Consider the following 20,851-nt stretch of genomic DNA (forward strand, 5'->3'; position numbering starts at 1 on the left):
TGCGCTTCGCATCGAGATCATCCCGATATCTTCCTTCGAAAGGCATTATGAGTTTCTCATCGGCCACCATGCGCTCGTTGTCCGCCACGGTCGGCCTGTCGGCCCTCACCGTCTGCGCCCTCGCCGGGACCCCGCTCGCCGCCGCGGCACCGCAGTCACAATCCGCCGCCGACGAGGTGATCAGCCTGACCAACGCCGAACGCGCGAAGGCCGGCTGCCCCGCCCTGAAAGCCGAAAGCCATCTCACCGACGCCGCGCAATCCCACAGCGAGGACATGGCCCGGCGCGGCTTCTTCGACCACAATTCGTCGGCCGGTGATCCGGGCGACCGAATCAGCGCGGCCGGATACCGCGCCCGGACCTGGGCCGAGAACATCGCGATGGGCCAGCGGACCGCCGAGGAAGTGGTCGACGCGTGGATGAACAGCGCGGGTCACCGCGCCAACATCCTCAATTGCGGCCTGCACGACATCGGCGTCGGATACGCGCAGAACGGAAACGGAACTCCTTACTGGACACAGGATTTCGGCACTTCCAACGGCAAGGCAGCGGATAAGCCGGGCGGTGGGGGACACGGTTCGGGTAAACCCTCGGGGGACGGCCAGGGTTCGGGTAAGCCTTCCGGCGGCGGCCAAGGCGCGGCCACGCCGTCCGGCAGTGGCGGCGGATCGGATAAGCCCTCCGGTGGTCAGGGTTCGGGTAAGCCGTCCGGGGGTGGTCAGGGGTCTGGCAAGCCGTCCGGTGGGCAGGGTTCGGGCAAGCCGTCCGGTGGCGGGCAAGGGGCGGGTGAACCGTCCGGCGGTGACCAAGATTCGGGTAAGCCCTCGGGCGGCCAAGGCGCGGATAAGCCGTCGGGCGGCGACGACGGCCAAGACGCCGGTGACGGTCCCGATGGTTCGTGGATCCCCTGGGACGACGGCAGCGACAGTGACACATCGGATCCCTCGGGCGCAGGCGATGCGCCCTCCGGCGGCGGTGCCGACTCGTCGGATCCGTGGGGCGACGGTGGTGCGCCCTCCGGCGGCGGTGAGGATGCCTCGTGGGATCCTTGGGGCGATGGGGGAGATGCGCCCTCTGCCGCCGGTGACGACGCCTCGGGGGATCCGTGGAGTGGCGACGCCGACGCCTCCTCGAACGAGGGCGACACCGCCTCCTCGAATCCTTGGGACGACTGGTTCGGCACTCCGTCGACCGCCGACGACTCGTCCTGGGACCCCTGGAGCAATGGCTTCGACACGCCCTCCGACACTGCGGGTGACGCCTCGTGGGACCCGTGGAGCAACGGCTTCGATGCCCCTACTGGCAATGCAGGCAATACATCGTGGAATTCCTGGGGTGACAGTTTCGACTCGTCCTGGGACGAGGCCTTCGGCCTGCTCGCAGGTCAGGGCGGAGGCCAGTGGTGGGGCTGAGGGGGTTTCGGCCTACCCTGGACGCCGAATTGGTGATGCGAATCACAGAGAGGCGTTGATCACGGAGAGCGGAGTGTCTAGCCTGGAATGAGGCTGCAGGGCGACCGGAGGAAGCCATGAGTGACAGGCCCGCACAAGGGAAGTCCACGCTGGGTAAGGGCACGCGCGTCACCGGAAAGTCGCGAGACCGCCTGCAATCCCAGCTCAAGAAGCAGTACGAGGCGGGAGCGAGTATCCGCTCACTGGCACGGGAGACCGGCCGCTCGTACGGGTTCATCCACAACGTGCTCGTGGAGTCGCATGTGCAACTCCGCAGCCGCGGTGGCGCGAACCGCCGCAAGTCGGCCAGCAAGTAAGACGGCTAGACGAACGCGAGTTCCCCTGGACGGCTTGGCTTTTCGCGAACATTCCGCGTAAAGCCCCGCCCGGGAGAATGATGCGTCACGCGCCGATCCGGTGGTGCCGGGGCACCCGTCGAGGCACGGGCATGCCCAGCCTCGGCTCCGGCACGTTCCCGTCTCGGTCCCGGATCCGGCGCGTTCCCGTCTCGGTCCCGGATCCGGCGCGTTCCCGTCTCGGTCCCGGATCCGGCGCGTTCCCGTCTCGGTCCCGGATCCGGCGCGTTCCCGTCTCGGTCCCGGATCCGGCGCGTTCCGGCTCGGTTCCGGATTTGGCGCGTTCCGGCTCGGTTCCGGGTCCGGCGTGTTCCCGCTCGGTTCCGGATCCGGCGTGTTCCCGTTTCCGTCCCGGCGTGCTTTTGGCCGGGACCGCAAGGGATTCCGGCCGAAAGCACGCCGGAATCGCACGGGCATAGGGGTGCTGGGACGCGGGCGCAGGGGGTGTCGCAGCGGAAGGTGCGCGGCACCCAACTCCTCACTGGCGGTTGGCATTCCGCTCTGCCCACCAGCGCGGCGCATCCACGAAGTGGTTGTCGTACTCGTCTCCCACCGCCGCCATCTCGGCAGGCGTCGCCTGTCCATGGGCGAACCGTTCGAGCGTCCGGAAGTACTCGAACCGCTGCACACCCGGCGTCAGGGCGATGAGGATGCGGGCCGGGCTGCCCGGCGCCGCGCCGAACGCATGCGGCATGAACCGCGGCACCACGATCGACCCGCCCGTTCCGACGGTGACGATCTCCTCGCCCGCCATCACCTGCAGTTCACCGTCGGCGACGTAGAACAGCTCCTCCGAACGGGTGTGATAGTGCGGCGACGCACCATCGGCACCGGTCGCCATCGTCACCTCGAGCGTGCTGACGCTGCGGCCGGTCTCCTCGGCATCGATGAGCAGCCGCATCGTGACCTCGGCGGTCCGGCGCACCTCGGCCTCGGCGGGCTGACGGATGACTGCGGGCATGGACGGCTTCGTGACCTGCATGATCCCCACTCCAGTAGTTCGCTATCGAATAGTTCGCTACCGAACTATATCCCAGCGAATAGAATCCCGGCCATGGTGACTTCGAAGGCCGACGCGGTCGACGCCATCGCGGCGCAGTGGCGGCGGGAACGACCGGATCTGGAGCTGGAGGCGATGGCGATCATCGGGCGGCTGGCCCGGCTGCACCTGCTGGCGTCGCGGGCGATCGAGGCGGTCTTCGCCGAGTACGGCCTGCAACGCGGCGAATTCGATGTCCTTGCGGCGCTCCGTCGTACGGGCGAACCGTTCGAACTGAACCCCTCGGCACTCGCCGACACCCTGATGCTGTCGCGCGCGGGGATGACCGGCCGCCTGGATCGCCTGGAGACCGCGGGCCTGGTGCGCCGCACCGCCGACGCCGAGGACCGGCGCGCGGTGCGCGTCGCGTTGACCCCGGCCGGTCGTGAGCTGGTCGATGCGGTCGTCACCGAGCACACCGAGAACGAAACCCGGCTGCTGTCGGTGCTGCCGGCCGAGGACCGCCGCCATCTCGACCGCGTCCTGCGCACGCTGCTGGCGAGCCTGGAAACCGGGCAGTGATCCGGGGCGGCGTCAGAACCCCGGCACCGTGGCATCGGCGGTGACCAGAAAGTTCGCCAGACTCTCGAAGATCGGCAACCCGGTCTTGATCTCCAGATAGGCGAACTGCCCCTGCGGGTTGACTTCCAGGAACCAGTACTCACCATCGGCGCCGAGCCGGATGTCGAGCACGCCGAACGCCAGCCCGAGCGCGCCCATCAGCGTCGCCAGCGACTTGCTCACCGCGGCGGGCAGCCGCGCGGGAGCGAACTCGACCGAGGTGTCCAGCCGCGAATCCACCCGTCCCACACCGGATTGCGAGTCGATGCGCACCGCCCACTCGACCCCGTCGATCCACACCACCCGCAGATCGCAGTCGGCCTCGATGTAGTCCTGGAAGGTGGTCGGCGCCGAGCGGATGGTCTCCAGTCGCCCGAGGTCGGCGGGCGTGACCAGGCGCGTTTCGGAGAAGGTGGCCCGCCCGGTGCCGGTGCGCTTGTACACCACCGCGCCGGGCCGGGATCCGACGAAGGAGCGGGCCTCGTCGGGATCGTTGGTGATCAGGGTCTCGGGAACGGCGAAACCGGAGCGCCGCGCCGTCTCCAATTGCACGATCTTGCGGCAGGCCGTGCGATCGGCGCCGGGGTCGTTGACCCACAGCGCCGGAATCGACCACAGCAGACCCTGCAGGAACCCGTCGCATTCGGCCTGCCGGTATTCGTCGTCGGCGCGCCGCACCCCGCCCGGCACCCGGCACTGATGCGGGCGCCGCCACCACACCGCGGTGACGTCGTCGAGGCCGAGCACATGCGACAGCGACCGCGCGGTGCCGTCGCGGTCGAGCCGGAAACTGCCGCTCTCGCGCGGAAACTCGCGCATATCCAGCCGAATCGGGATGAGCCCGTGGTGTTTTCGCAGGGTCGCGGTCATCGCGTCGGCGTGCACGTCGTCCGGCTCGGTGACGATCAGCACCGAACCCGCCGCGCCGGTGTCCATCCGAGAGATTCCTCAGTCCAGGCTGTCGCAGGCGGTGCCGTCGTCGCTGCGCGCGTCGGTGCGGGTCTGGCAATAGGTGAAGGTGGCGCCGCCGACCCCGCGTGTGGTGGCCAACTGCAGTCCGCGGGCCCACTTCTCGGTCAGGCGCGCGAGCATGTCGTCGCCACGTGCGGGAGAGTGCTCGCGGGGCACGGTCATCGGGCGCTCGGTGAGCTCGATGCGCACCCGGCGGGTGAAATCCGCGGTGGTGCCGGGGCGAATGCGCACCCGGACGGGTTTTTCGCCGGAATCGGCCGGTGTGCGGTCGGCTCGCTCGACGGCGAGGATATCGGCTCTGTCGAAGGTCCAGATGCCGTCACTGACGCGGACTCTGAGCGATTGCTCCGACTCCGTCACGAGGTAGCCGGACAGCGGCGGTACGGAGGTGTCCTCCGGATGCGAATCCCGACGCGGGGATAACCGAACGGCGTCGATCATGGGCTGGTCTCCGATCTGCTCGCGGTTTGCCACGGAAGCCGAGCGTGATCTGGATCATATCCCGCCGCGTCCGCCGATCGGTTCGCAACGAAAGATTTCACGTGCATGTGCAGACGTGCACGACGTGTGTGTAAAGGCCTATCGCCGAAAGATTTTCGGTTGACCGCTCAACCGGTCACAGCCCGAGCAGATCGGGCGATTCGGCCAATTCGCGGAATCGGTCGATCGGATTCGGGACGAGTTTGCGCGCGGTCAGGTCCAGCAATCCGAGCACCACGGTGAACTCGGCGGATACGGTCCCGTCGAGCTTGACGACCTGCTGGCGCATCCGGAAGATCTTGCCCTCGGCCCAGAGGAATTCGGCGGTGACGGTCACCTCGTCGCCGATGTGCAGTTCGCGCAGGTATTTCACCGTCGATTCCAGCACGATCGGTCCGACACCGGCGGCCTGCATCTTTTCCGGGATCAGGCCCGCTGCGCGCATGATCTCCCACCGCGCGTGCTCGGCGTACTGGTGGTACACGGCCTGGTTGAGATGGCCGTTGACATCGAGTTCGTAGCCGCGGACGGTGACGGGCACAGCGAAGGTCATAACTGGGCAAACCTCCGGCCACTAGGGACTATTTCCGGTACGTGCGTGTTCTGGATCACGGAGCCGTTACCGCGCGTGCTGCAGCGCTTGTTCGAGGTCGGCGATCTCCGCGCGCAACCACTCCTTGTCGGCCTTACGGGTGGCCGCCGCCAGCGTCAACATGCCCCGGCGGAACCGATCGGTCATCTCGGCGGCCCGCAGCGGCCGACCCTGATCATAAAAGTAACTGGCGGGCTGCTCGTAGAAGTCGAGGCGCCGCCGCAGCACCGCGAGCTGATCCGCCGGATCGGGCAGGTGGCCCAGGAAGGCGAGCAGGATCAGGAAGTTGTTGCGGTCGGTGATCTCCACCGGCGCGGGATCGCGCAGCCGGCGCAGCAGTTCGGCGCGCCCCTCCTCGGTGAGTGAGAGCATCTGCCGCCCGGTCTGCGGATCGTGCTGTTTGGTCAGCAACCCGGCCGCTCGCATCCGGTTCAGCGCCGGATACAGCGCGCCGTCGCTGACCGGGCGAATGTGGCCGGACAGGCCGGAGATGCGTTGGCGCAGCTCGTAGGCGTGCATGGGCTGCTCGAACAGGAAGCCCAGGATGCTCAGCTCCAGCATGTCGCTACCCTACCCTCTAATCGACCTATCTCTAATCGAGTTGTCTCTATTCGAGACACTCGATTAGAGTTTCCGACATGACCGATCACCTGACCACCCCCGACGGAATTCGCCTCGCCTATGTCGACTCCGGCGGTCCCGGGCGCCCGCTGCTGGCCCTGCACGGCACGTTCGGCCGTGGCCGCTGCTGGATGCCGCTGGCGCAGCGGCTCGGCCGCCGCATCATCGCTCCGGATCAGCGCGGGCACGGCCGATCCGACAAACCCGGCGACTATTCACGGGAGGGATTCGTAGCCGACGCCGTGGCGGTGATCGAGAAACTCGGCCTCGGTCCGGTCACGATCGTGGGGCATTCCCTCGGGGCGATCAACGCCTATCAGATCGCCGCGCGGCGCCCCGATCTGGTGGAAGCCTTTGTCGCCATCGACTTCCCGGTGTCGGCCGGCGAGTTCGCCGACCCGTGGCTGGCCGAATTGCCCACGCGCTTCGACAGTCTCACCGAGATGCACGACGCGCTGGGGCGGCTGGTGTCGATGGGCGTGCCGTTCCATTTCCTGGAAAGCGCCGTCGAAGACGAGGACGGTTGGTATTTCCCCTGGGACGCCGACGATATGCGCGCGGTCAAACGCGGCGTGATCGGCGACTGGTGGGACGACTGGACCGGCAGCGCGCAGCCCGCCCTGGTGCTGCTGGGCGGCGACAGCGCCGTGGTCCCGCCCGACCACGCCCGGGAGATGGTGGCCCGGCGCCCGAATACCGAACTGGCGGTGGTCGAGGGTGCGGGCCATGACGTGTACCTCAGCCATGTGGACGAGGTGGCCGCGATCGTCGGCCGTTTCCTGGCCGAGCGGTAGCGGCATTGCCCTTCGGAATCAACGCCTTTCGCGGTACCGTCGGATCGGCCGGACGGGTGGAGGTGGGCCATGCACGCACTGAGCCGTGCGGATTTCCTGCGGCTGGTGGGGGCGGGAGCGGTCGGTGCGATCACCGGTGGTGCGGCCGCCTCGGCCGCCCGCGCGGACGCCGAAGCGCCGATCACGGTGCTGCACGGGGCCACCGTGATCGACGGCACCGATGCGCCGCCGCGGCCCGATACGACGGTCGTGCTGGCCGGGGACCGGATCCTCGCCGTGGGCCGGTATCCGGATATCGCTGTGCCACAAGCGATCCGCACTGTCGATCTGACGGGCAAGTACATCGTGCCGGGCCTGTGGGATATGCACACGCATGCGGCGCCGATGGAAGCGATCGTGCCGCCGCTGCACGTGGTGCACGGTGTCACCGGCATCCGAGAGATGTGGGGGTTCCCGCAGACGCACGATCTGCGCCGGCGGATCGAACAAGGGCAGGCATTCGGCCCCCGCATGGTGGTGGCCAGCAACATCGTCGACGGGCCGCCCGGTATCTGGCCGGGCTCGGAGGTGGTGACCGGCGAGGCGCAGGCCCGCGACGCGGTGCGACGCGCCCGGCGCGACGGGGCGGATTTCGTCAAGGTCTACTCGCTACTGACTCGGGAGACCTTCACGGCCATCGCCGACGAGTCGCATCGGGTGGGCATCCGCTTCGCGGGACACGTGCCCTACCGGATCCCGGCGGGAGAGGCCGTGGTGGCCGGGCAATACACCCTCGAGCATATGTACGGGTTGTTGCTGTCCACCTCGGCGCGGGCGGGAGAGCTGTACGCCCAGATCGAGAACATGTCCCCGGAAGCGGTCGATCCCGACGGGTTCTATGCGAACAGGGCCCAGCTCGAGCGGGTGGCGGCCGAGACGCACAGCCCGGAAGCCGTTGCGGACCTTGGGGATCGAATGATCCGACATGGCAGCTGGCTGTCACCGACGCTGGTGGTGCTGCGGAGTCTGGAGTCGGGTGAGTTCCCCGGCGATCGAGACGACGAGCGGTTGCGGTATATGCCTGCGTCCGTGCAGAGCTGGTGGCGGGACACGGTACGGCAGACCGATGCGCGGCCCGAGGAGGTGAAGGCCGCGCTGCGCTACAACCATCGGGCGACCATGGACCTGCTCGGCGCGCTGCACGCCGCCGGGGTCGGCATCGTGGCGGGCACCGACACGGGCGTGCCCTACGTCTTTCCCGGCTCGGCCTTGCATGAGGAGTTGGAACTGCTTGTGCGGGCAGGGCTTTCGCCACTGCGGGCTCTGCAGGCAGCAACGCGTGACGCCGCGCGCTGCCTGGGCATAGAACATCTCACCGGAACGGTCGAGCCGGGCAAGTTCGCCGATCTCGTTGTCCTGGACGCCGATCCGCTGGCGTCCATCACCAACACCAGCCGAATCCACGCGGTGCTGGCACGGGGACGCTACCTCGGCCCGGACGATCGCGCCCGGATCTTCGCCGAGGTGGAATCGGCCGCGCGCGCTGAAGACGAGGCGCCACCGGAGGATCTGCTGCCGATCCACTGTTGCGGATGAATGCGAATGCCTGCGGTTATCCATTCGCCGAGGCTCGTCCGGATCTACCGTAGTACTACACGGTAGGGAGAGATCGATGATCGACATCATCACATTCCGAGGCACTGGAGAGGTGCGAAATCCCGATGGGACCGCCTCGGGCATGCTGCAGGCGGTGACCGGGCTGCTGGATCCTCGATATTTCAGTTGGTACGAGCCGGACTGGCCCGCCTCGATCGGACCGGTTCCCGAGCTGTGGGGTCCCTCGCTGAACACCTCCGTGCGGATCGGCACGGCCGCAGGGGTGGCGGCGATCCGGAACTCGCCGAATGTCTGCGGGCTGCTGAGTAATTCGTTGGGTGGGGTCGTCGTCGGCCGCATTCTCGAGGGGGTGCAAACGGGAGAGTTCACCAACACCGACGGCAGTCCGCTCGAAATCGCCTTCGCGGTGAATATCGGCAATCCGGTGCGCCGGGCCGGGGACTCGGTGAAAAACCTGTGCCCGCCGGAGACCTTCGGGCTGCACGGTCAGCACGGGCCGTGGCCGGAGCGGGTTGCCGTGCGCGAATACGCCAATCCTGGGGACATCATCACCGCGTCTCCGGCGGATTCCCCTTTGCGCATCATCGACGTGGGAATTTCGCCGTTCGCGTTCGTGGAGGGCGCCCGCGTGGGAAATGTCGGGCCGCTGATCTTCCAGGAGTTGCTGCGCTGGCTGTTGCGCGACCCGGTGGCGAATCTGCAACGGTATGCGGAGACCGTGGACGGTGTCGCCGGATACCTGAAGCCGCCGCCGGATGGTGAGCATGTGCTGTATGCGTTCCACAACCTGCCCGGAGAGACCGTGACGTGGACGACCCATGCGGCGCAGTACATCAACGACACTTTCGGTGGCTGATCGGACATCAGCGGCACCTTCGGTGGCCGGCCGTATAGGTCAGTGTTTGCGCCGCACCGAGGCTTCCACCAGATCCAGGACGGCTTCGAGGTTCTCGTTGGCGTGGCCGGAGGCGATGCGGGCGATGAGGCCGTCCAGCACGAGGTCGAGATAGCCCAGCAGCACATCGGTGGGCACGTCGTCGCGCAGCGCGCCCGCGGCCTTGCGGCGTTCCAGACGGGCCAGCGTGGCGGCGGTGAGTTCGGCGGAGCGCTGGGTCCAGCTGGCGGCGAACTCCGGGTCGGTGCGCAGGCGTCTGGCGATCTCGAGCCGGGTGCCCAGCCAGTTGTACTGCTCCGGATTGGCGAGCATTTCGCGCATCACCTGCACGATGCCCTGATTGGCCGCCACCTCGGCCATGCGCCCGGCATCCTCCTGGGCCAGCGCGAGAAACAGCGCATCCTTGTCGCGGAAGTGGTGGAAGATCGCACCCCGGGACAGCCCGATGGCCTCCTCCAGGCGACGCACGGTCGCGCCCTCGTAGCCGTATTCGGCGAAGCAGCGCCGCGCCCCGTCCAGAATCTGGCTGCGCCGGGCGGCGAGATGGTCGTCACTGACCTTGGGCATGGGCTCCTCCAGCGGGATACACGGACCCCCGCGTCAGCGCTGCGCCGACGCGGGGGCTCTCACGTTACGAGTGGGGTGGGGCCAACCTGCTGCCGTGTTCGCAAGTTTCGCACTCTCGCAACCCCGTCGGGAGCGAGTCTTACGAGCGACGTTCGCGCCCGTCTCGCGTTGGCGTGCCCGAAGCGCACGCGCCGTAGGCGCGAGTCTCGGGCGCGCGAACGCGAGACTTCGAGGGCGCGAACCCGCCGCCGGAGGCGGCAAATCCTACGCAGCGATCATGTTGCGCAGCACGTACTGCAGGATGCCGCCGTTGCGGTAGTAGTCGGCCTCACCGGGGGTGTCGATGCGGACAACCGCGTCGAAGGTGATCTTGTCTCCGTTCTCCTTGGTTGCGGTCACTTTCAAGGTCTTCGGAGTCACCCCCTCGTTCAGCTTGGTGATGCCCTCGATATCGAAGGTCTCGGTGCCGTCCAGCTTGAGCGACTTGGCCGATTCACCCTGCGGGAACTGCAGCGGGATCACGCCCATGCCGATCAGGTTGGAGCGGTGGATGCGCTCGAACGACTCGGCGATGACCGCGCGCACGCCCAGCAGGCGGGTGCCCTTGGCCGCCCAGTCGCGCGAGGAACCCGAGCCGTACTCCTTGCCGCCCAGCACGACCAGCGGGATGCCGGCCTTCTGGTAGTTCTGCGAGGCATCGTAGATGAACGCCTGCGGACCGCCGTCCTGGGTGAAGTCGCGGGTGTAACCACCGGTGACATCGTTCTTGCCGATGGTGTCGAGCACCATGTTGCGCAGCCGGATGTTGGCGAAGGTGCCGCGGATCATCACCTCGTGGTTACCGCGGCGCGAGCCGTAGGAGTTGTAGTCCTTGCGCTCGACGCCGTTGGACTCGAGGTACTGCGCGGCCGGGGTGCCCGGCTTGATGTTGCCCGCGGGGGAGATGTGGTCGGTGGTGACCGAATCGCCCAGCAGCGCCAGCACGCGCGCACCGGTGATATCGGTGACCGGCTCCGGCTTCTCCGGCATGCCGTCGAAGTAGGGGGCCTTGCGCACGTAGGTGGAGTCCTCGGCCCACGCGAAGGTCTTGCCCTCCGGGGTGGGCAGGTTGCGCCAGCGCTCGTCGCCCTTGAACACGTCCGCGTAGTCCTTGACGAACATGTCGCGGCTGATGACGCGGTCGATGGTGTCCTGGATCTCCTGCGGCGAAGGCCAGATGTCCTTCAGGTAGACGTCGTTGCCGTCCTTGTCCTTGCCGAGGGCGTCGTGCTCGAAGTCGAAGTCCATCGTGCCCGCGAGCGCGTAGGCGATGACCAGCGGCGGCGAGGCCAGGTAGTTCATCTTCACGTCGGGGGAGATGCGGCCCTCGAAGTTGCGGTTACCCGACAGCACCGCGGTGACGGTGAGGTCGTTGTCGTTGACCGCCTTGGAGATCTCCTCCGGCAGCGGGCCGGTGTTGCCGATGCAGGTGGCGCAGCCGAAGGCGACCAGGTTGAAGCCCAGCTTCTCGAGATACGGCCACAGCCCGGCCTTCTCGTAGTAGTCGTTGACGACCTGCGAACCCGGCGCCATCGAGGTCTTGACCCACGGCTTGCGGCTCAGGCCCTTGTCCACCGCGTTGCGGGCCAGCAGGGCCGCGCCCAGCATGACCGACGGGTTGGAGGTGTTGGTGCAGGAGGTGATCGAGGCGACCACCACGGCGCCGTGGTCGAGCACGAAGTCGCCGTATTCCTCGGTGTGCACCTTCACCGGCTTGGACGGGCGGCCGGTCGCGCCGTTGGCGGCGGTCGGCAGCACCGCGTCGTCGTCGGCGAACGACAGCACGGCCGGATCGCTGGCCGGGAAGGACTCCTCGATGGCCTCGTCCAGATGCGAGTGCGGGGTGATCGCCGCGGCGGACCCCTCCGGATCGGAGGTGTAGTTGTGGATGTCCTTGCGGAAGGCGACCTTGGACTCCGACAACAGGATTCGGTCCTGCGGACGCTTCGGGCCGGCGATGGACGGCACCACGGTCGACAGGTCGAGCTCCAGGTACTCCGAGTACTCCGGCTCCTTGTCGGCGTCGTGCCACAGGCCCTGCTCCTTGGCGTAGGCCTCGACCAGCGCGACCTGCTCGTCGCTGCGGCCGGTCAGGTGCAGGTAGTCCAGGGTGACCTGGTCGATCGGGAAGATCGCTGCGGTGGAACCGAATTCGGGGCTCATGTTGCCCAGGGTGGCGCGGTTGGCCAGCGGCACCTCGGCCACGCCCTTGCCGTAGAACTCGACGAACTTGCCGACCACACCGTGCTTGCGCAGCATGTCGGTGACGGTGAGCACGACGTCGGTGGCGGTCACGCCCGGCTTGATCTCGCCGGTCAGCTTGAAGCCGACCACGCGCGGGATCAGCATCGAGACCGGCTGGCCCAGCATGGCCGCCTCGGCCTCGATACCGCCGACGCCCCAGCCCAGCACGCCCAGGCCGTTCACCATGGTGGTGTGCGAGTCGGTGCCGACGCAGGTGTCCGGATAGGCCTGGCCGTCGCGGGTCATGACGACGCGGGCCAGGTGCTCGATGTTGACCTGGTGCACGATGCCGGTCGACGGCGGCACGACCTTGAAGTCGTCGAAGACGGTCTGGCCCCAGCGCAGGAACTGGTAGCGCTCGCCGTTGCGCTGGTATTCGATGTCGACGTTGCGCTCGAAGGCGTCCTCACGGCCGAACACATCGATGATGACCGAGTGGTCGATGACCATCTCGGCGGGGGCCAGCGGGTTCACCTTGTCCGGGTCGCCGCCCAGGGTGGTGACGGCCTCGCGCATGGTCGCCAGGTCCACGATGCAGGGCACACCGGTGAAGTCCTGCATGATCACGCGGGCCGGGGTGAACTGGATCTCGGTGCTGGGCTCGGCCTTGGCGTCCCAGTTGGCGATGGCGCGGATGTGGTCGGCGGTGATGTTGGCGCCGTCCTCGGTGCGAAGCAGGTTCTCCGCGAGGACCTTCAGGGCGTAGGGCAGCTTCTCGGTGCCGGGCACGGCGGAGAGGCGGAAGATCTCATACGACCGATCTCCGACCTGCAGGGTGCCCTTGGCGCCGAATGTATCGATGCTCGTCATACGTTCAGCTCCACTCGTCGGTGAGGGTGATCGTCGGCGGGGCTGTGCCGACGACCCGGTCGAGGGCGCAGGCTGGGCTGTGCGCCTCGTACTTCCAACCCTAACAGTACGCTTGTCCTATGAAACGCGCGGGGCACGTCCAGCGAGGCGTCCCGGCATCCATCATGCCCCGGTCGCGTACTGTGCACTCGGGGCCCGGCGGAGTGCTCAATTTCGGCGTGCCGCCACCCTGCTGATCGCCTGAACTGTGTTGGATGCTCGTCGCCCGCTGGGCGGCTCGACAAGACCGGATGGAAGATGACCGTCTCGTACACCTCGGTTTTCACCCCCATGGCAGCGGAACTACCGCCGGATACCGATGTGGACGCGATCCTGGTGGACCTGGCCGACAACCACGTCGCCGCGCCGAAGGGGAAGAACCAGGACGAACTTGCGGCCATCGTGAATGATGCTCGAGAACACGGCATTCCGCTGAGTATCGTTGTCGTGCCGGGCAATCCGGCCCGCGAATCCGATCTGCGCGACCTGGCCACGGACGTCGGCAAGGCCGAACACGGCACGGTCGCCGTTTTCAGTGACAGCTGGGTGGGCACCTACAGCGATACGTTCACCCGGGCCCGGCTCGAGTGGGCCGAGGACACGGCCAAGTACACGGGTGGGCAGAGCGCGGTGGCCGCTCGCATCTTCGTCGACCACCTCGAGACTCCGGAGAAGCTGTCATGGACGGCGGTCACCGGAGTCCTGCTGGCGGGAACCGTCATCGCGGTCGGCGGGCTGTACTTCGTCAAATCGCGGCGCGCTGCTCGTCAACGGGCGGCGACGACGGACGACGAACGCTCCGCGCGCGTCTGATTTCTCGTCATCCCCTCTGGATCCCGGACCGGACCCATTAACACTTGGTCCGTAGCCGTCCGTTCCACTGAACGTACGGTTTGTTTTGTCCGATAGAACCCTTATCCGCATCTGGCAAATCATTGGCAACGCCCGAAATATCCGTATGGGTTTCTGTTGCCACTGTTTCATCCGTGGAGGAAGTGTCGTACGGTTTGGAACGACACTCTTGGGGAAGATGTGTCGCATGGGTTGCCGGCTACCGCTGAATACTGCGGTTCCAGCTGGTGCTCGTGAGGCGATGCCGGTGACTGATCGCCCTGCGCAGTCCCGGTGACGTCTCGTTCCCCGGGGCCGCGGTGGGATCCAGGGAGGTGTGATGCAAGTGTCGGCAAGGGGGCGAGGTGGCCCGCTATGGGTCGCTCTCGGGTTGCTGATGTGCACGATCGCGTTGACGGTGACCGCCACGGTGGTGAGCGCGGCGCCGCCGCCACCGGCCAATCCGAGCGACGGGGACATCGCCTCGGCCAACGGCCAGGTCGACGCGTCGGTCACCGAGGTCAGCGGGTTGATCAACGAGGTTGCCGGGGCCGAACAGCAGTTGCAGCAGCTCGATACCGAGGTCGCCCGCAAGCGCGAGGCGGTCAACAAGGCGCTGGTCGATCTGCAGACCGCCCGCGAGGCCGCCGATGCGGCCGCGGCCGTCGTCGCGGGCACCCAGCGTGATCTGGCCGATGCCGGCACCAAGGTGACCCAGGCGCGCAGTGAATTCGACAAGTTCGCCATCGAGGCATACACCCAGCCGGGGACCTCGTCGATGGTCAACGTCCTCGCGGGCGCCGACCCGGCCACCGCGCTCGAACGCGGTCAGACCCTGGCCATCGCGTCGAAGTCCCAGCAGGACGCCCTGGAACGGCTGCGCCGGGCCCAGGTCGAACAGGCGAACAAGGATTCGGCCGCGCGCAAGGCCAAACAGGCCGCCGATGCCGCGGCGGCCGAAGCCGAGCAGAAGAAGATCGAGGCCCTCGAAGCCGTCGCGGCGGTCAAGGCCGCCCAGGAACAGCAGGCGGCTCGCCGCAATGCCCTTGTTCAGCAACGCGATTCGGCACAGCAGCGGCTGAACGCGGCCCGCGAGCGAGTCGCCGGGCTGCAGGGGCAGCGCGAGGCGTTCCTGGCCTGGGATCGCCAGCGCCGGGCCGAGGAGGCCGCCGCCCAGGCCGCCGCGGCGGCGGCCGCCGCGCGCGCCGCGGCCAACCGGGAGGCTCAGGACCGCGCCGCGCAGCTGGGCGACGGCAAACGCCCGCACACCCAGCTCGGCAACGACCCGCCGCCGCACCGGTCGATGCCGAATCCGCCGAGCCGCCCCTCGGGCAGCCGGGCCGAGCAGATCGAGACCGTCGTCGATCGGGCGATGTCGCAGCTGGGCGTGACCTACGCCTGGGGCGGCGGCGACGAGGACGGGCCGACGCTGGGCATCCACGACGGCGGTGTCGCCGACAGTTACGGCGATTTCAACAAGGTCGGCTTCGACTGCTCCGGGCTGATGATCTACGCCTTCGCGGGTATCGGGATTTCGCTGCCGCACTACAGCGGCTATCAATACAACATGGGCACCCGCGTTCCGGTGGCCGAGCGTGAGCGCGGCGACATGCTGTTCTGGGGTCCGAACGGCAGCGAACACGTGGCGCTGTATCTGGGCGGCGGAAAAATGATCGAGGCACCCGAATCCGGCGATGTGGTCAAAATCTCTCCGGTGCGCGAGGGCGGAATTATGCCTTACGCAGTACGACTGATCGAGTGATACCGGCTGTCTATATAACCAGGAAAATGATCTGAACGACTGTCCAGGAATCGGACAATCGGAACCGAACCGGCCGGTCTTGCGACTCTGAGTACCCTCTCGATTTCCTGTTGCTACCACTCGGTAGTAACTGTTAGCGTGCGTTCGTGACCTTGTATTTCCCGCTCCCGTGCCGGAGGCTGCGTTGAAAGCTCTTGTGCTGGAATGGATTACACGATGCCCGTCGGTCACAGCCGAGCCGCCGTTCCCGTAATCCCGGGCGGCATTCCCATCGGTTCGCCTACCGATTCTCCGCCTGCAAAGAATTGACAATGCCTCGCCCGCGCGAGCCGAATTTCGTGCGGGTGGCTATTCCGCGCGGCACCGACGTCTCGGTAGGTGATGACGACTGCGAATTTCGCATCGCCTGTGCAATAAATTTTCGAGTCGGTCGACAGACCGTGCAGTGAATGGGAGACCCTCATGACCACGTCCGGAATCGCGCGTTCGCTGGCACCCAGCGAGGCGATGTTCACCGGCAACCAGCTCTACGTCGGATATTCCGTCCGCACCTCCGGCGACCTGAATCTCGAGGCGCTCGACGCCGCCTACCAGTCGGTGATCGATGCCTATCCGGTGCTGGCGGCCCGCATCGACACCACCGCCGACGGCGACGCGGTCATCGTCACCTCCGATGCTCGCCCGCAGGTGCAGGTCGGCGGCGGTGACCTGGAGCGCGGCCTGGCCGGGGCGGATCTGGATCAGCAGCGCGCGCTCAGCGGACTGACCGTCGTCCGCGACGGCGCCCAGTCGTGCGTGACCCTGGCGACCCATCACAGCATCGCCGACGCCTACCACTCCTTCGGGGTCCTCGAGGCGCTGTGGGCCCGCTACACCGATATCGTCGACGGTGCCGCCGCCGAGCTGGCCTGCCAGCCCTATCCCAAGTCGGTGGAGCAGCTGCTGGCCGAGCGCGGCATCGAAGGCGGCGTCCCCGAATCCCCGGCGGCCGACCTCGCGGCCGAGCAGCTCCCGCCCCAGCCGCCCGCCACCGAACCGGTCACCCTGGCGATGGCCCGCCACCGCCTGACCGCCGAGGAGACCGCGGCCCTGGCCGCGCTGGGCCACCGCGAGCGGGTCACCATCAACGGCCTGCTGTCCGGCGCGGTCCTGCTCGCCCAGGCGGAGCTGCGCGAGAAGCCACTGGCGGAGCTGATCTATGTGTACCCGGTGAACCTGCGGACCCGGCTCACCCCGCAGATCGGCCTCACCGAGGGCACCAACGTCCTCGGTTTCGCCACCTTCCAGGCCGCCGATGTCGAACCCGAGGCGGTCGCCGTGGGCCGCGAGGTCTGCGCGCAGCTGCACGCCGGACTCGCCGAGGGCAGCATCCAGCGCAGTGCCCTGCAGCTGAGCGACGCGCAGGCGATGGCCCGGGCCGGGGAGGCGTTGGGCGACGGGGCGATCGTGATGACGAACTGGGGCCCGGTGCCGGCGCTGCGCTCGCCCGGCGCGTTGCGGCTCACCGATTTCCGCGGCACCTTCCACGCCAGGGTCGCCCCCGACGCGCCCACCCAGCCGGCCTGGGGCAGCGCCTTTCTCGTCAGCACCTTCGACGGGCGGCTCAGCATCGAACTCCCGCAGCTCGACAACGACCCGCTGTCCGGGCAGCGCGCCATCGACGCGCTGCGCGAGCAGCTGAACCGGCTGCTGTCGCGGGGGTGATCACCGGCGCTGTCCAGCGGCCGCCGCGCGCGATGTGCGTTACTGTGCAGTGTGTCGCGTATTACGGCGGCGGGCCGCTGGGCAAGCGGTTACAGCCTGTGGAGACCCTCGGCAACCGAGCGGTCGGCGAAGCAGGAATCAGCAGGAAACCGCGAGGGAGTACTGCCGAATCCCCTGGCCGCGTTGGGGGAGGATGCCGAACCTGGAATAGTTGTGGTGAGCGACACCGAATCGATCCGGTGCCGGATCACAGGATGCAGTGGGCGAGCCTCTCGAGGCCGGACTAGGCGAAAGCGGGGATGTTGGTGACTTCGACGGATGGTGTGAGCACGGTGAATTCGGCGCAGGATGCGCCGTCGCCCAACACCCTCGAGCGCGATGTCCAGACCCTGGAGAAGGCGATCTACGAAGTCAAACGCGTGATCGTCGGACAGGACCGCCTGGTGGAACGGCTGCTGGTGGGCGTGCTGGCCCGCGGGCACGTGCTGCTGGAAGGTGTTCCGGGCATCGCCAAGACGCTCGCGGTGGAGACCTTCGCCAAGGTGGTGGGCGGCTCGTTCTCGCGTGTGCAGTTCACTCCCGATCTGGTGCCCACCGACCTCGTCGGTACCCGCATCTATCGGCAGGGTCGCGAGGAGTTCGATACCGAACTGGGCCCGGTGGTCGCGAACTTCGTGCTCGCCGACGAGATCAACCGTGCGCCCGCGAAGGTGCAGTCGGCACTGCTCGAGGTGATGGCCGAGCGGCACGTCTCGATCGGTGGCAAGACCTACCCGATGCCGGATCCGTTCCTGGTGATGGCGACTCAGAACCCGATCGAGAGCGAGGGCGTGTACCCGCTGCCCGAGGCGCAGCGTGACCGCTTCCTGTTCAAGGTGGTCGTCGACTACCCCTCGGTGGAGGAGGAGCGCGAGATCATCTACCGGATGGGTGTCACCCCGCCGGAACCCAAGCAGGTGCTGGAGCCGGCCGAGCTGATCCGGCTGCAGAAGTTGGCCGCCAACACCTTCGTCCACCACGCGCTGGTCGATTACGTGGTGCGGGTGATCGCCGCGACGCGCAAGCCCGCTGAATTCGGTTTGAACGATGTGGCGGGCTGGGTTGCCTACGGTGCTTCGCCGCGCGCGAGCCTGGGCATCATCGCGGCCGCGCGCGCCGTGGCGCTGATTCGCGGCCGCGATTACGTGGTGCCGCAGGATGTGGTCGAGGTGGTGCCGGATGTGCTGCGCCACCGCCTGGTGCTGTCCTACGACGCGCTCGCCGACGAGGTCAGCCCCGACGACGTGATCCGGCGGGTGCTGCAGACGGTGGGCCTGCCGCAGGTCGCCCCGCAGGCGAATGCGCCCGCCCAGCCCAACGGTCCGGCGCCGATGCCCGCGCCCGCCCAGCCCGCGCCCGCGCAGCCCGCCGGGCAGCAACCGGTGCCGCCGGCGCCCAACGGCCAGCAGAACGCCGGGCAGCCGCAGCAGCAGCGTCAGTGACCGGAGCATCGGATTCGGTTGCACCAGTGACGATTCCAGCAAATCCCCCGCCCGGCCACGCGAGTACCGCGCCACCGTCGTTCCGCTCCGGTGAGCTCACCGACCCGCGGTTGACGGCCGCGCTGAAGACCCTGGAGCTGACCGTGCGCCGCCGCCTCGACGGTGTGCTGCACGGCGATCACCTCGGCCTGATCCCGGGACCCGGATCGGAACCGGGTGATGCGCGGCTGTATCAGCCGGGTGACGATGTGCGGCAGATGGATTGGTCGGTCACCGCCCGCACCACCCATCCGCACGTGCGGCAGATGATCGCCGACCGGGAGCTCGAGACCTGGTTGGTGGTGGACCTGTCGGCGAGCCTGGACTTCGGGACCGCCCGGTGCCAGAAGCGGGATCTGGTGGTCGCCGCCGCGGCCGCGGTCACCCACCTCACCAGCGGTGGCGGTAATCGCGTCGGTGCCGTCGTCGCCAATGGTGAACGGCTGTTTCGTATTCCGGCCCGCAGCGGGCGCGTGCACGCGCAGTCGATGCTGCGCAAGATCGCGACCACGCCGCACGCGGCCGACGGGGTGCGCGGCGATCTGCGCGGCGCCCTCGAGTCGCTGCGCCGGCCGCAACGCAAACGCGGTCTGGCCGTAGTTATTTCGGACTTCCTCGGCGATATCGACTGGCAGCGCTCGCTGCGCGCCATCTCCGGCCGTCACGATCTGCTCGCGGTGGAGGTGCTCGATCCGCTGGATCTGGACCTGCCCGATGTGGGTGACGTGGTGCTGCACGATCCGGAGACCGGGCACACCCGAGAGTTCAGCGTGACGCCCACGCTGCGTGCCGATTTCGCGCATGCCGCGCAGCGCCACCGCGAGCAGGTCGAGCAGTCGCTGCGCAGTGCCGGCGCGCCGGTGATGACGCTGCGCACCGATCGGGACTGGATCGCCGACGTCGTCCGGTTCGTGTCCACTCGGCGCCACACCTTCGGCGCCCCGACCGGGCGGGTTCCTCGACAGTGAGTATTTCGCATTTCTCCGCCGCCATCTGGCTCGGCTTCCTCGTCGTCGTCGCCCTGATCGCGCTGCTGTACGTGGTGATGCAGCGCCGCCGCCAACGGCACATGCTGCTGTTCTCCAATATGGAGACCCTGGAGAAGGTCGCCCCGAAGCGGCCCAGCGCCTGGCGCCACGTCCCGGTGGCCCTCCTGCTGGTCGGCCTGGCGCTGCTGACCGTCGCCGCCGCGGGCCCACAGGCAGCCAAGAAGGTTCCCCGCAACCGCGCCACAGTGATGCTGGTGATCGACGTGTCCCTATCGATGGAGGCCACCGACGTCCCACCCTCCCGCATCCAGGTAGCGAAAAAGGCCGGTAAGGAATTCGTCGACGAACTACCCGGCGGCCTCAACATCGGTTTGGTGGCCTTCGCGGGCACCGCCTCGGTCCTGGTGTCACCGACCACCAACCACGAGGCCATGAAGGCCGCGATCGACAACCTGAAACTCTCCGAACGCACGGCCACCGGCGAAGGAATCGCCTCGGCCCTCCAGGCCATCGACACGCTCGGCGCAGTGCTCGGCGGGGCCCAGCAACCACCGCCCGCCCGCATCGTGCTGATGTCCGACGGCAAACAGACGGTCCCGGACTTCGAGGATTACGACAATCCGCGCCACGAATTCGTGCAGGCCCGGATCGCCAAACAGAAGAACATCCCGATTTCCACGATCTCCTTCGGCACCCGCTGGGGCAGGGTGGACATCCCGCTGCCCGACGGTGGAACGCATGGTCAAGAGGTGCCGGTCGACGACGACGCCATGGGAGAGATCGCCAAGCTGTCCGGCGGTGAGTTCTACACGGCCTCCACATTGCAGGAGCTGAGCACGGTCTACGACACCCTGCAAAGCCAGATCGGCTACGAGATGACCATGGGCGACGCCAGCCGCCCCTGGCTGCTGCTGGGTTTGCTGCTCGCCACCGCGGGTGTGGGCGCCGGTCTGGTGTACCGCCAGCGACTTCCGTGACGAGAACGAATT

19 protein-coding genes are annotated in these 20,851 nt (G+C 67.7%); 12 read left to right on the forward strand and 7 right to left on the reverse strand.

The window, feature by feature from the left end:
• Positions 1-47 precede the first annotated feature (47 nt).
• Together IU452_RS38320 and IU452_RS22125 are read left to right on the forward strand one after the other, a co-directional pair.
• Positions 48-1,412 carry a CAP domain-containing protein gene (locus tag IU452_RS38320; protein WP_228818518.1) on the forward strand — a complete coding sequence of 455 codons (1,365 nt, stop codon included), beginning with the start codon at positions 48-50 and terminating at the stop codon, positions 1,410-1,412.
• A 116-nt stretch (positions 1,413-1,528) separates the two neighbouring features.
• Complete coding sequence (locus tag IU452_RS22125; protein ID WP_036567627.1) at positions 1,529-1,768, forward strand: helix-turn-helix domain-containing protein; 240 nt, start codon at positions 1,529-1,531, stop codon at positions 1,766-1,768.
• Between the two features lie 517 nt (positions 1,769-2,285).
• On the opposite strand, the gene IU452_RS22130 is transcribed toward IU452_RS22125, so the two are convergent.
• Positions 2,286-2,789, reverse strand: coding sequence for a cupin domain-containing protein (locus tag IU452_RS22130; protein ID WP_195111032.1), 504 nt, complete (start codon positions 2,787-2,789; stop codon positions 2,286-2,288).
• 72 nt (positions 2,790-2,861) lie between these two features.
• Here IU452_RS22130 and IU452_RS22135 point away from each other — a divergent pair, with 72 nt between their 5' ends.
• Positions 2,862-3,368 (forward strand): MarR family winged helix-turn-helix transcriptional regulator, encoded by a 507-nt coding sequence (locus tag IU452_RS22135; RefSeq protein WP_195111033.1) that lies wholly within the window; start codon positions 2,862-2,864, stop codon positions 3,366-3,368.
• 12 nt (positions 3,369-3,380) lie between these two features.
• On the opposite strand, the gene IU452_RS22140 is transcribed toward IU452_RS22135, so the two are convergent.
• The 4 genes from IU452_RS22140 to IU452_RS22155 all read right to left on the reverse strand — a co-directional run bounded on the left by IU452_RS22140 (position 3,381) and on the right by IU452_RS22155 (position 6,012).
• Positions 3,381-4,343 (reverse strand): MvdC/MvdD family ATP grasp protein, encoded by a 963-nt coding sequence (locus IU452_RS22140; RefSeq protein WP_195111034.1) that lies wholly within the window; start codon positions 4,341-4,343, stop codon positions 3,381-3,383.
• A 12-nt stretch (positions 4,344-4,355) separates the two neighbouring features.
• A complete protein-coding gene (locus tag IU452_RS22145) occupies positions 4,356-4,820 on the reverse strand; it encodes a hypothetical protein (RefSeq protein WP_195111035.1) in 465 nt (154 codons plus the stop codon).
• Positions 4,821-4,995: 175 nt separating this feature from the next.
• Positions 4,996-5,412 carry an acyl-CoA thioesterase gene (locus IU452_RS22150; protein WP_195111036.1) on the reverse strand — a complete coding sequence of 139 codons (417 nt, stop codon included), beginning with the start codon at positions 5,410-5,412 and terminating at the stop codon, positions 4,996-4,998.
• 66 nt (positions 5,413-5,478) lie between these two features.
• Entirely contained in the window at positions 5,479-6,012 is a 534-nt protein-coding gene (locus tag IU452_RS22155; RefSeq protein WP_195111037.1) for a PadR family transcriptional regulator, read from the reverse strand.
• A gap of 77 nt (positions 6,013-6,089) precedes the next feature.
• Between IU452_RS22155 and IU452_RS22160 the strand changes: the two genes are divergently transcribed.
• From IU452_RS22160 to IU452_RS22170, 3 genes are all read left to right on the forward strand, one after another.
• On the forward strand, positions 6,090-6,866 hold the full coding sequence (locus IU452_RS22160; RefSeq protein ID WP_195111038.1) for an alpha/beta fold hydrolase: 777 nt from the start codon (positions 6,090-6,092) through the stop codon (positions 6,864-6,866).
• Between the two features lie 69 nt (positions 6,867-6,935).
• Positions 6,936-8,441 (forward strand): amidohydrolase family protein, encoded by a 1,506-nt coding sequence (locus tag IU452_RS22165; protein ID WP_195111039.1) that lies wholly within the window; start codon positions 6,936-6,938, stop codon positions 8,439-8,441.
• 76 nt (positions 8,442-8,517) lie between these two features.
• A complete protein-coding gene (locus IU452_RS22170; protein ID WP_195111040.1) occupies positions 8,518-9,318 on the forward strand; it encodes a hypothetical protein in 801 nt (266 codons plus the stop codon).
• Between the two features lie 39 nt (positions 9,319-9,357).
• On the opposite strand, the gene IU452_RS22175 is transcribed toward IU452_RS22170, so the two are convergent.
• Together IU452_RS22175 and IU452_RS22180 are read right to left on the reverse strand one after the other, a co-directional pair.
• Complete coding sequence (locus IU452_RS22175) at positions 9,358-9,924, reverse strand: TetR/AcrR family transcriptional regulator (RefSeq protein WP_195111041.1); 567 nt, start codon at positions 9,922-9,924, stop codon at positions 9,358-9,360.
• A 264-nt stretch (positions 9,925-10,188) separates the two neighbouring features.
• On the reverse strand, positions 10,189-13,017 hold the full coding sequence (locus IU452_RS22180) for an aconitate hydratase (RefSeq protein ID WP_195111042.1): 2,829 nt from the start codon (positions 13,015-13,017) through the stop codon (positions 10,189-10,191).
• Between the two features lie 297 nt (positions 13,018-13,314).
• Here IU452_RS22180 and IU452_RS22185 point away from each other — a divergent pair, with 297 nt between their 5' ends.
• From IU452_RS22185 to IU452_RS22210, 6 genes are all read left to right on the forward strand, one after another.
• Positions 13,315-13,869, forward strand: a complete 555-nt coding sequence (locus tag IU452_RS22185; protein WP_195111043.1) for a DUF6676 family protein — start codon at positions 13,315-13,317, stop codon at positions 13,867-13,869.
• A 415-nt stretch (positions 13,870-14,284) separates the two neighbouring features.
• Positions 14,285-15,649, forward strand: coding sequence for an NlpC/P60 family protein (locus tag IU452_RS22190; protein ID WP_324192750.1), 1,365 nt, complete (start codon positions 14,285-14,287; stop codon positions 15,647-15,649).
• 462 nt (positions 15,650-16,111) lie between these two features.
• Entirely contained in the window at positions 16,112-17,353 is a 1,242-nt protein-coding gene (locus tag IU452_RS22195; protein WP_195111045.1) for a phthiocerol/phthiodiolone dimycocerosyl transferase family protein, read from the forward strand.
• A gap of 299 nt (positions 17,354-17,652) precedes the next feature.
• Positions 17,653-18,834 (forward strand): AAA family ATPase, encoded by a 1,182-nt coding sequence (locus tag IU452_RS22200; RefSeq protein ID WP_195111046.1) that lies wholly within the window; start codon positions 17,653-17,655, stop codon positions 18,832-18,834.
• A 26-nt stretch (positions 18,835-18,860) separates the two neighbouring features.
• Positions 18,861-19,841 (forward strand): DUF58 domain-containing protein, encoded by a 981-nt coding sequence (locus IU452_RS22205; RefSeq protein ID WP_195111047.1) that lies wholly within the window; start codon positions 18,861-18,863, stop codon positions 19,839-19,841.
• Entirely contained in the window at positions 19,838-20,839 is a 1,002-nt protein-coding gene (locus IU452_RS22210) for a VWA domain-containing protein (RefSeq protein WP_195111048.1), read from the forward strand. Before IU452_RS22205 ends, IU452_RS22210 begins: the two co-directional genes overlap by 4 nt.
• The last annotated feature ends 12 nt before the right edge of the window (positions 20,840-20,851 follow it).

It is taken from the genome of Nocardia transvalensis (assembly GCF_015477765.1).
GTDB classification, from domain to species: domain Bacteria; phylum Actinomycetota; class Actinomycetes; order Mycobacteriales; family Mycobacteriaceae; genus Nocardia; species Nocardia transvalensis_A.

Bases quoted from the DNA above. Each gene is read 5' to 3' on its own strand.
- IU452_RS22160 (WP_195111038.1), top strand. From the start codon at position 6,090: ATGACCGATCACCTGACCACCCCCGACGGAATTCGCCTCGCCTATGTC.
- IU452_RS22155 (WP_195111037.1), bottom strand. From the start codon at position 6,012: ATGCTGGAGCTGAGCATCCTGGGCTTCCTGTTCGAGCAGCCCATGCAC.
- IU452_RS22130 (WP_195111032.1), bottom strand. From the start codon at position 2,789: ATGCAGGTCACGAAGCCGTCCATGCCCGCAGTCATCCGTCAGCCCGCC.
- IU452_RS22170 (WP_195111040.1), top strand. From the start codon at position 8,518: ATGATCGACATCATCACATTCCGAGGCACTGGAGAGGTGCGAAATCCC.
- IU452_RS22190 (WP_324192750.1), top strand. From the start codon at position 14,285: ATGTGCACGATCGCGTTGACGGTGACCGCCACGGTGGTGAGCGCGGCG.
- IU452_RS22175 (WP_195111041.1), bottom strand. From the start codon at position 9,924: ATGCCCAAGGTCAGTGACGACCATCTCGCCGCCCGGCGCAGCCAGATT.
- IU452_RS22150 (WP_195111036.1), bottom strand. From the start codon at position 5,412: ATGACCTTCGCTGTGCCCGTCACCGTCCGCGGCTACGAACTCGATGTC.
- IU452_RS22180 (WP_195111042.1), bottom strand. From the start codon at position 13,017: ATGACGAGCATCGATACATTCGGCGCCAAGGGCACCCTGCAGGTCGGA.
- IU452_RS22145 (WP_195111035.1), bottom strand. From the start codon at position 4,820: ATGATCGACGCCGTTCGGTTATCCCCGCGTCGGGATTCGCATCCGGAG.
- IU452_RS22140 (WP_195111034.1), bottom strand. From the start codon at position 4,343: ATGGACACCGGCGCGGCGGGTTCGGTGCTGATCGTCACCGAGCCGGAC.
- IU452_RS22125 (WP_036567627.1), top strand. From the start codon at position 1,529: ATGAGTGACAGGCCCGCACAAGGGAAGTCCACGCTGGGTAAGGGCACG.
- IU452_RS22195 (WP_195111045.1), top strand. From the start codon at position 16,112: ATGACCACGTCCGGAATCGCGCGTTCGCTGGCACCCAGCGAGGCGATG.
- IU452_RS22185 (WP_195111043.1), top strand. From the start codon at position 13,315: ATGACCGTCTCGTACACCTCGGTTTTCACCCCCATGGCAGCGGAACTA.
- IU452_RS38320 (WP_228818518.1), top strand. From the start codon at position 48: ATGAGTTTCTCATCGGCCACCATGCGCTCGTTGTCCGCCACGGTCGGC.
- IU452_RS22200 (WP_195111046.1), top strand. From the start codon at position 17,653: ATGTTGGTGACTTCGACGGATGGTGTGAGCACGGTGAATTCGGCGCAG.
- IU452_RS22135 (WP_195111033.1), top strand. From the start codon at position 2,862: ATGGTGACTTCGAAGGCCGACGCGGTCGACGCCATCGCGGCGCAGTGG.
- IU452_RS22165 (WP_195111039.1), top strand. From the start codon at position 6,936: ATGCACGCACTGAGCCGTGCGGATTTCCTGCGGCTGGTGGGGGCGGGA.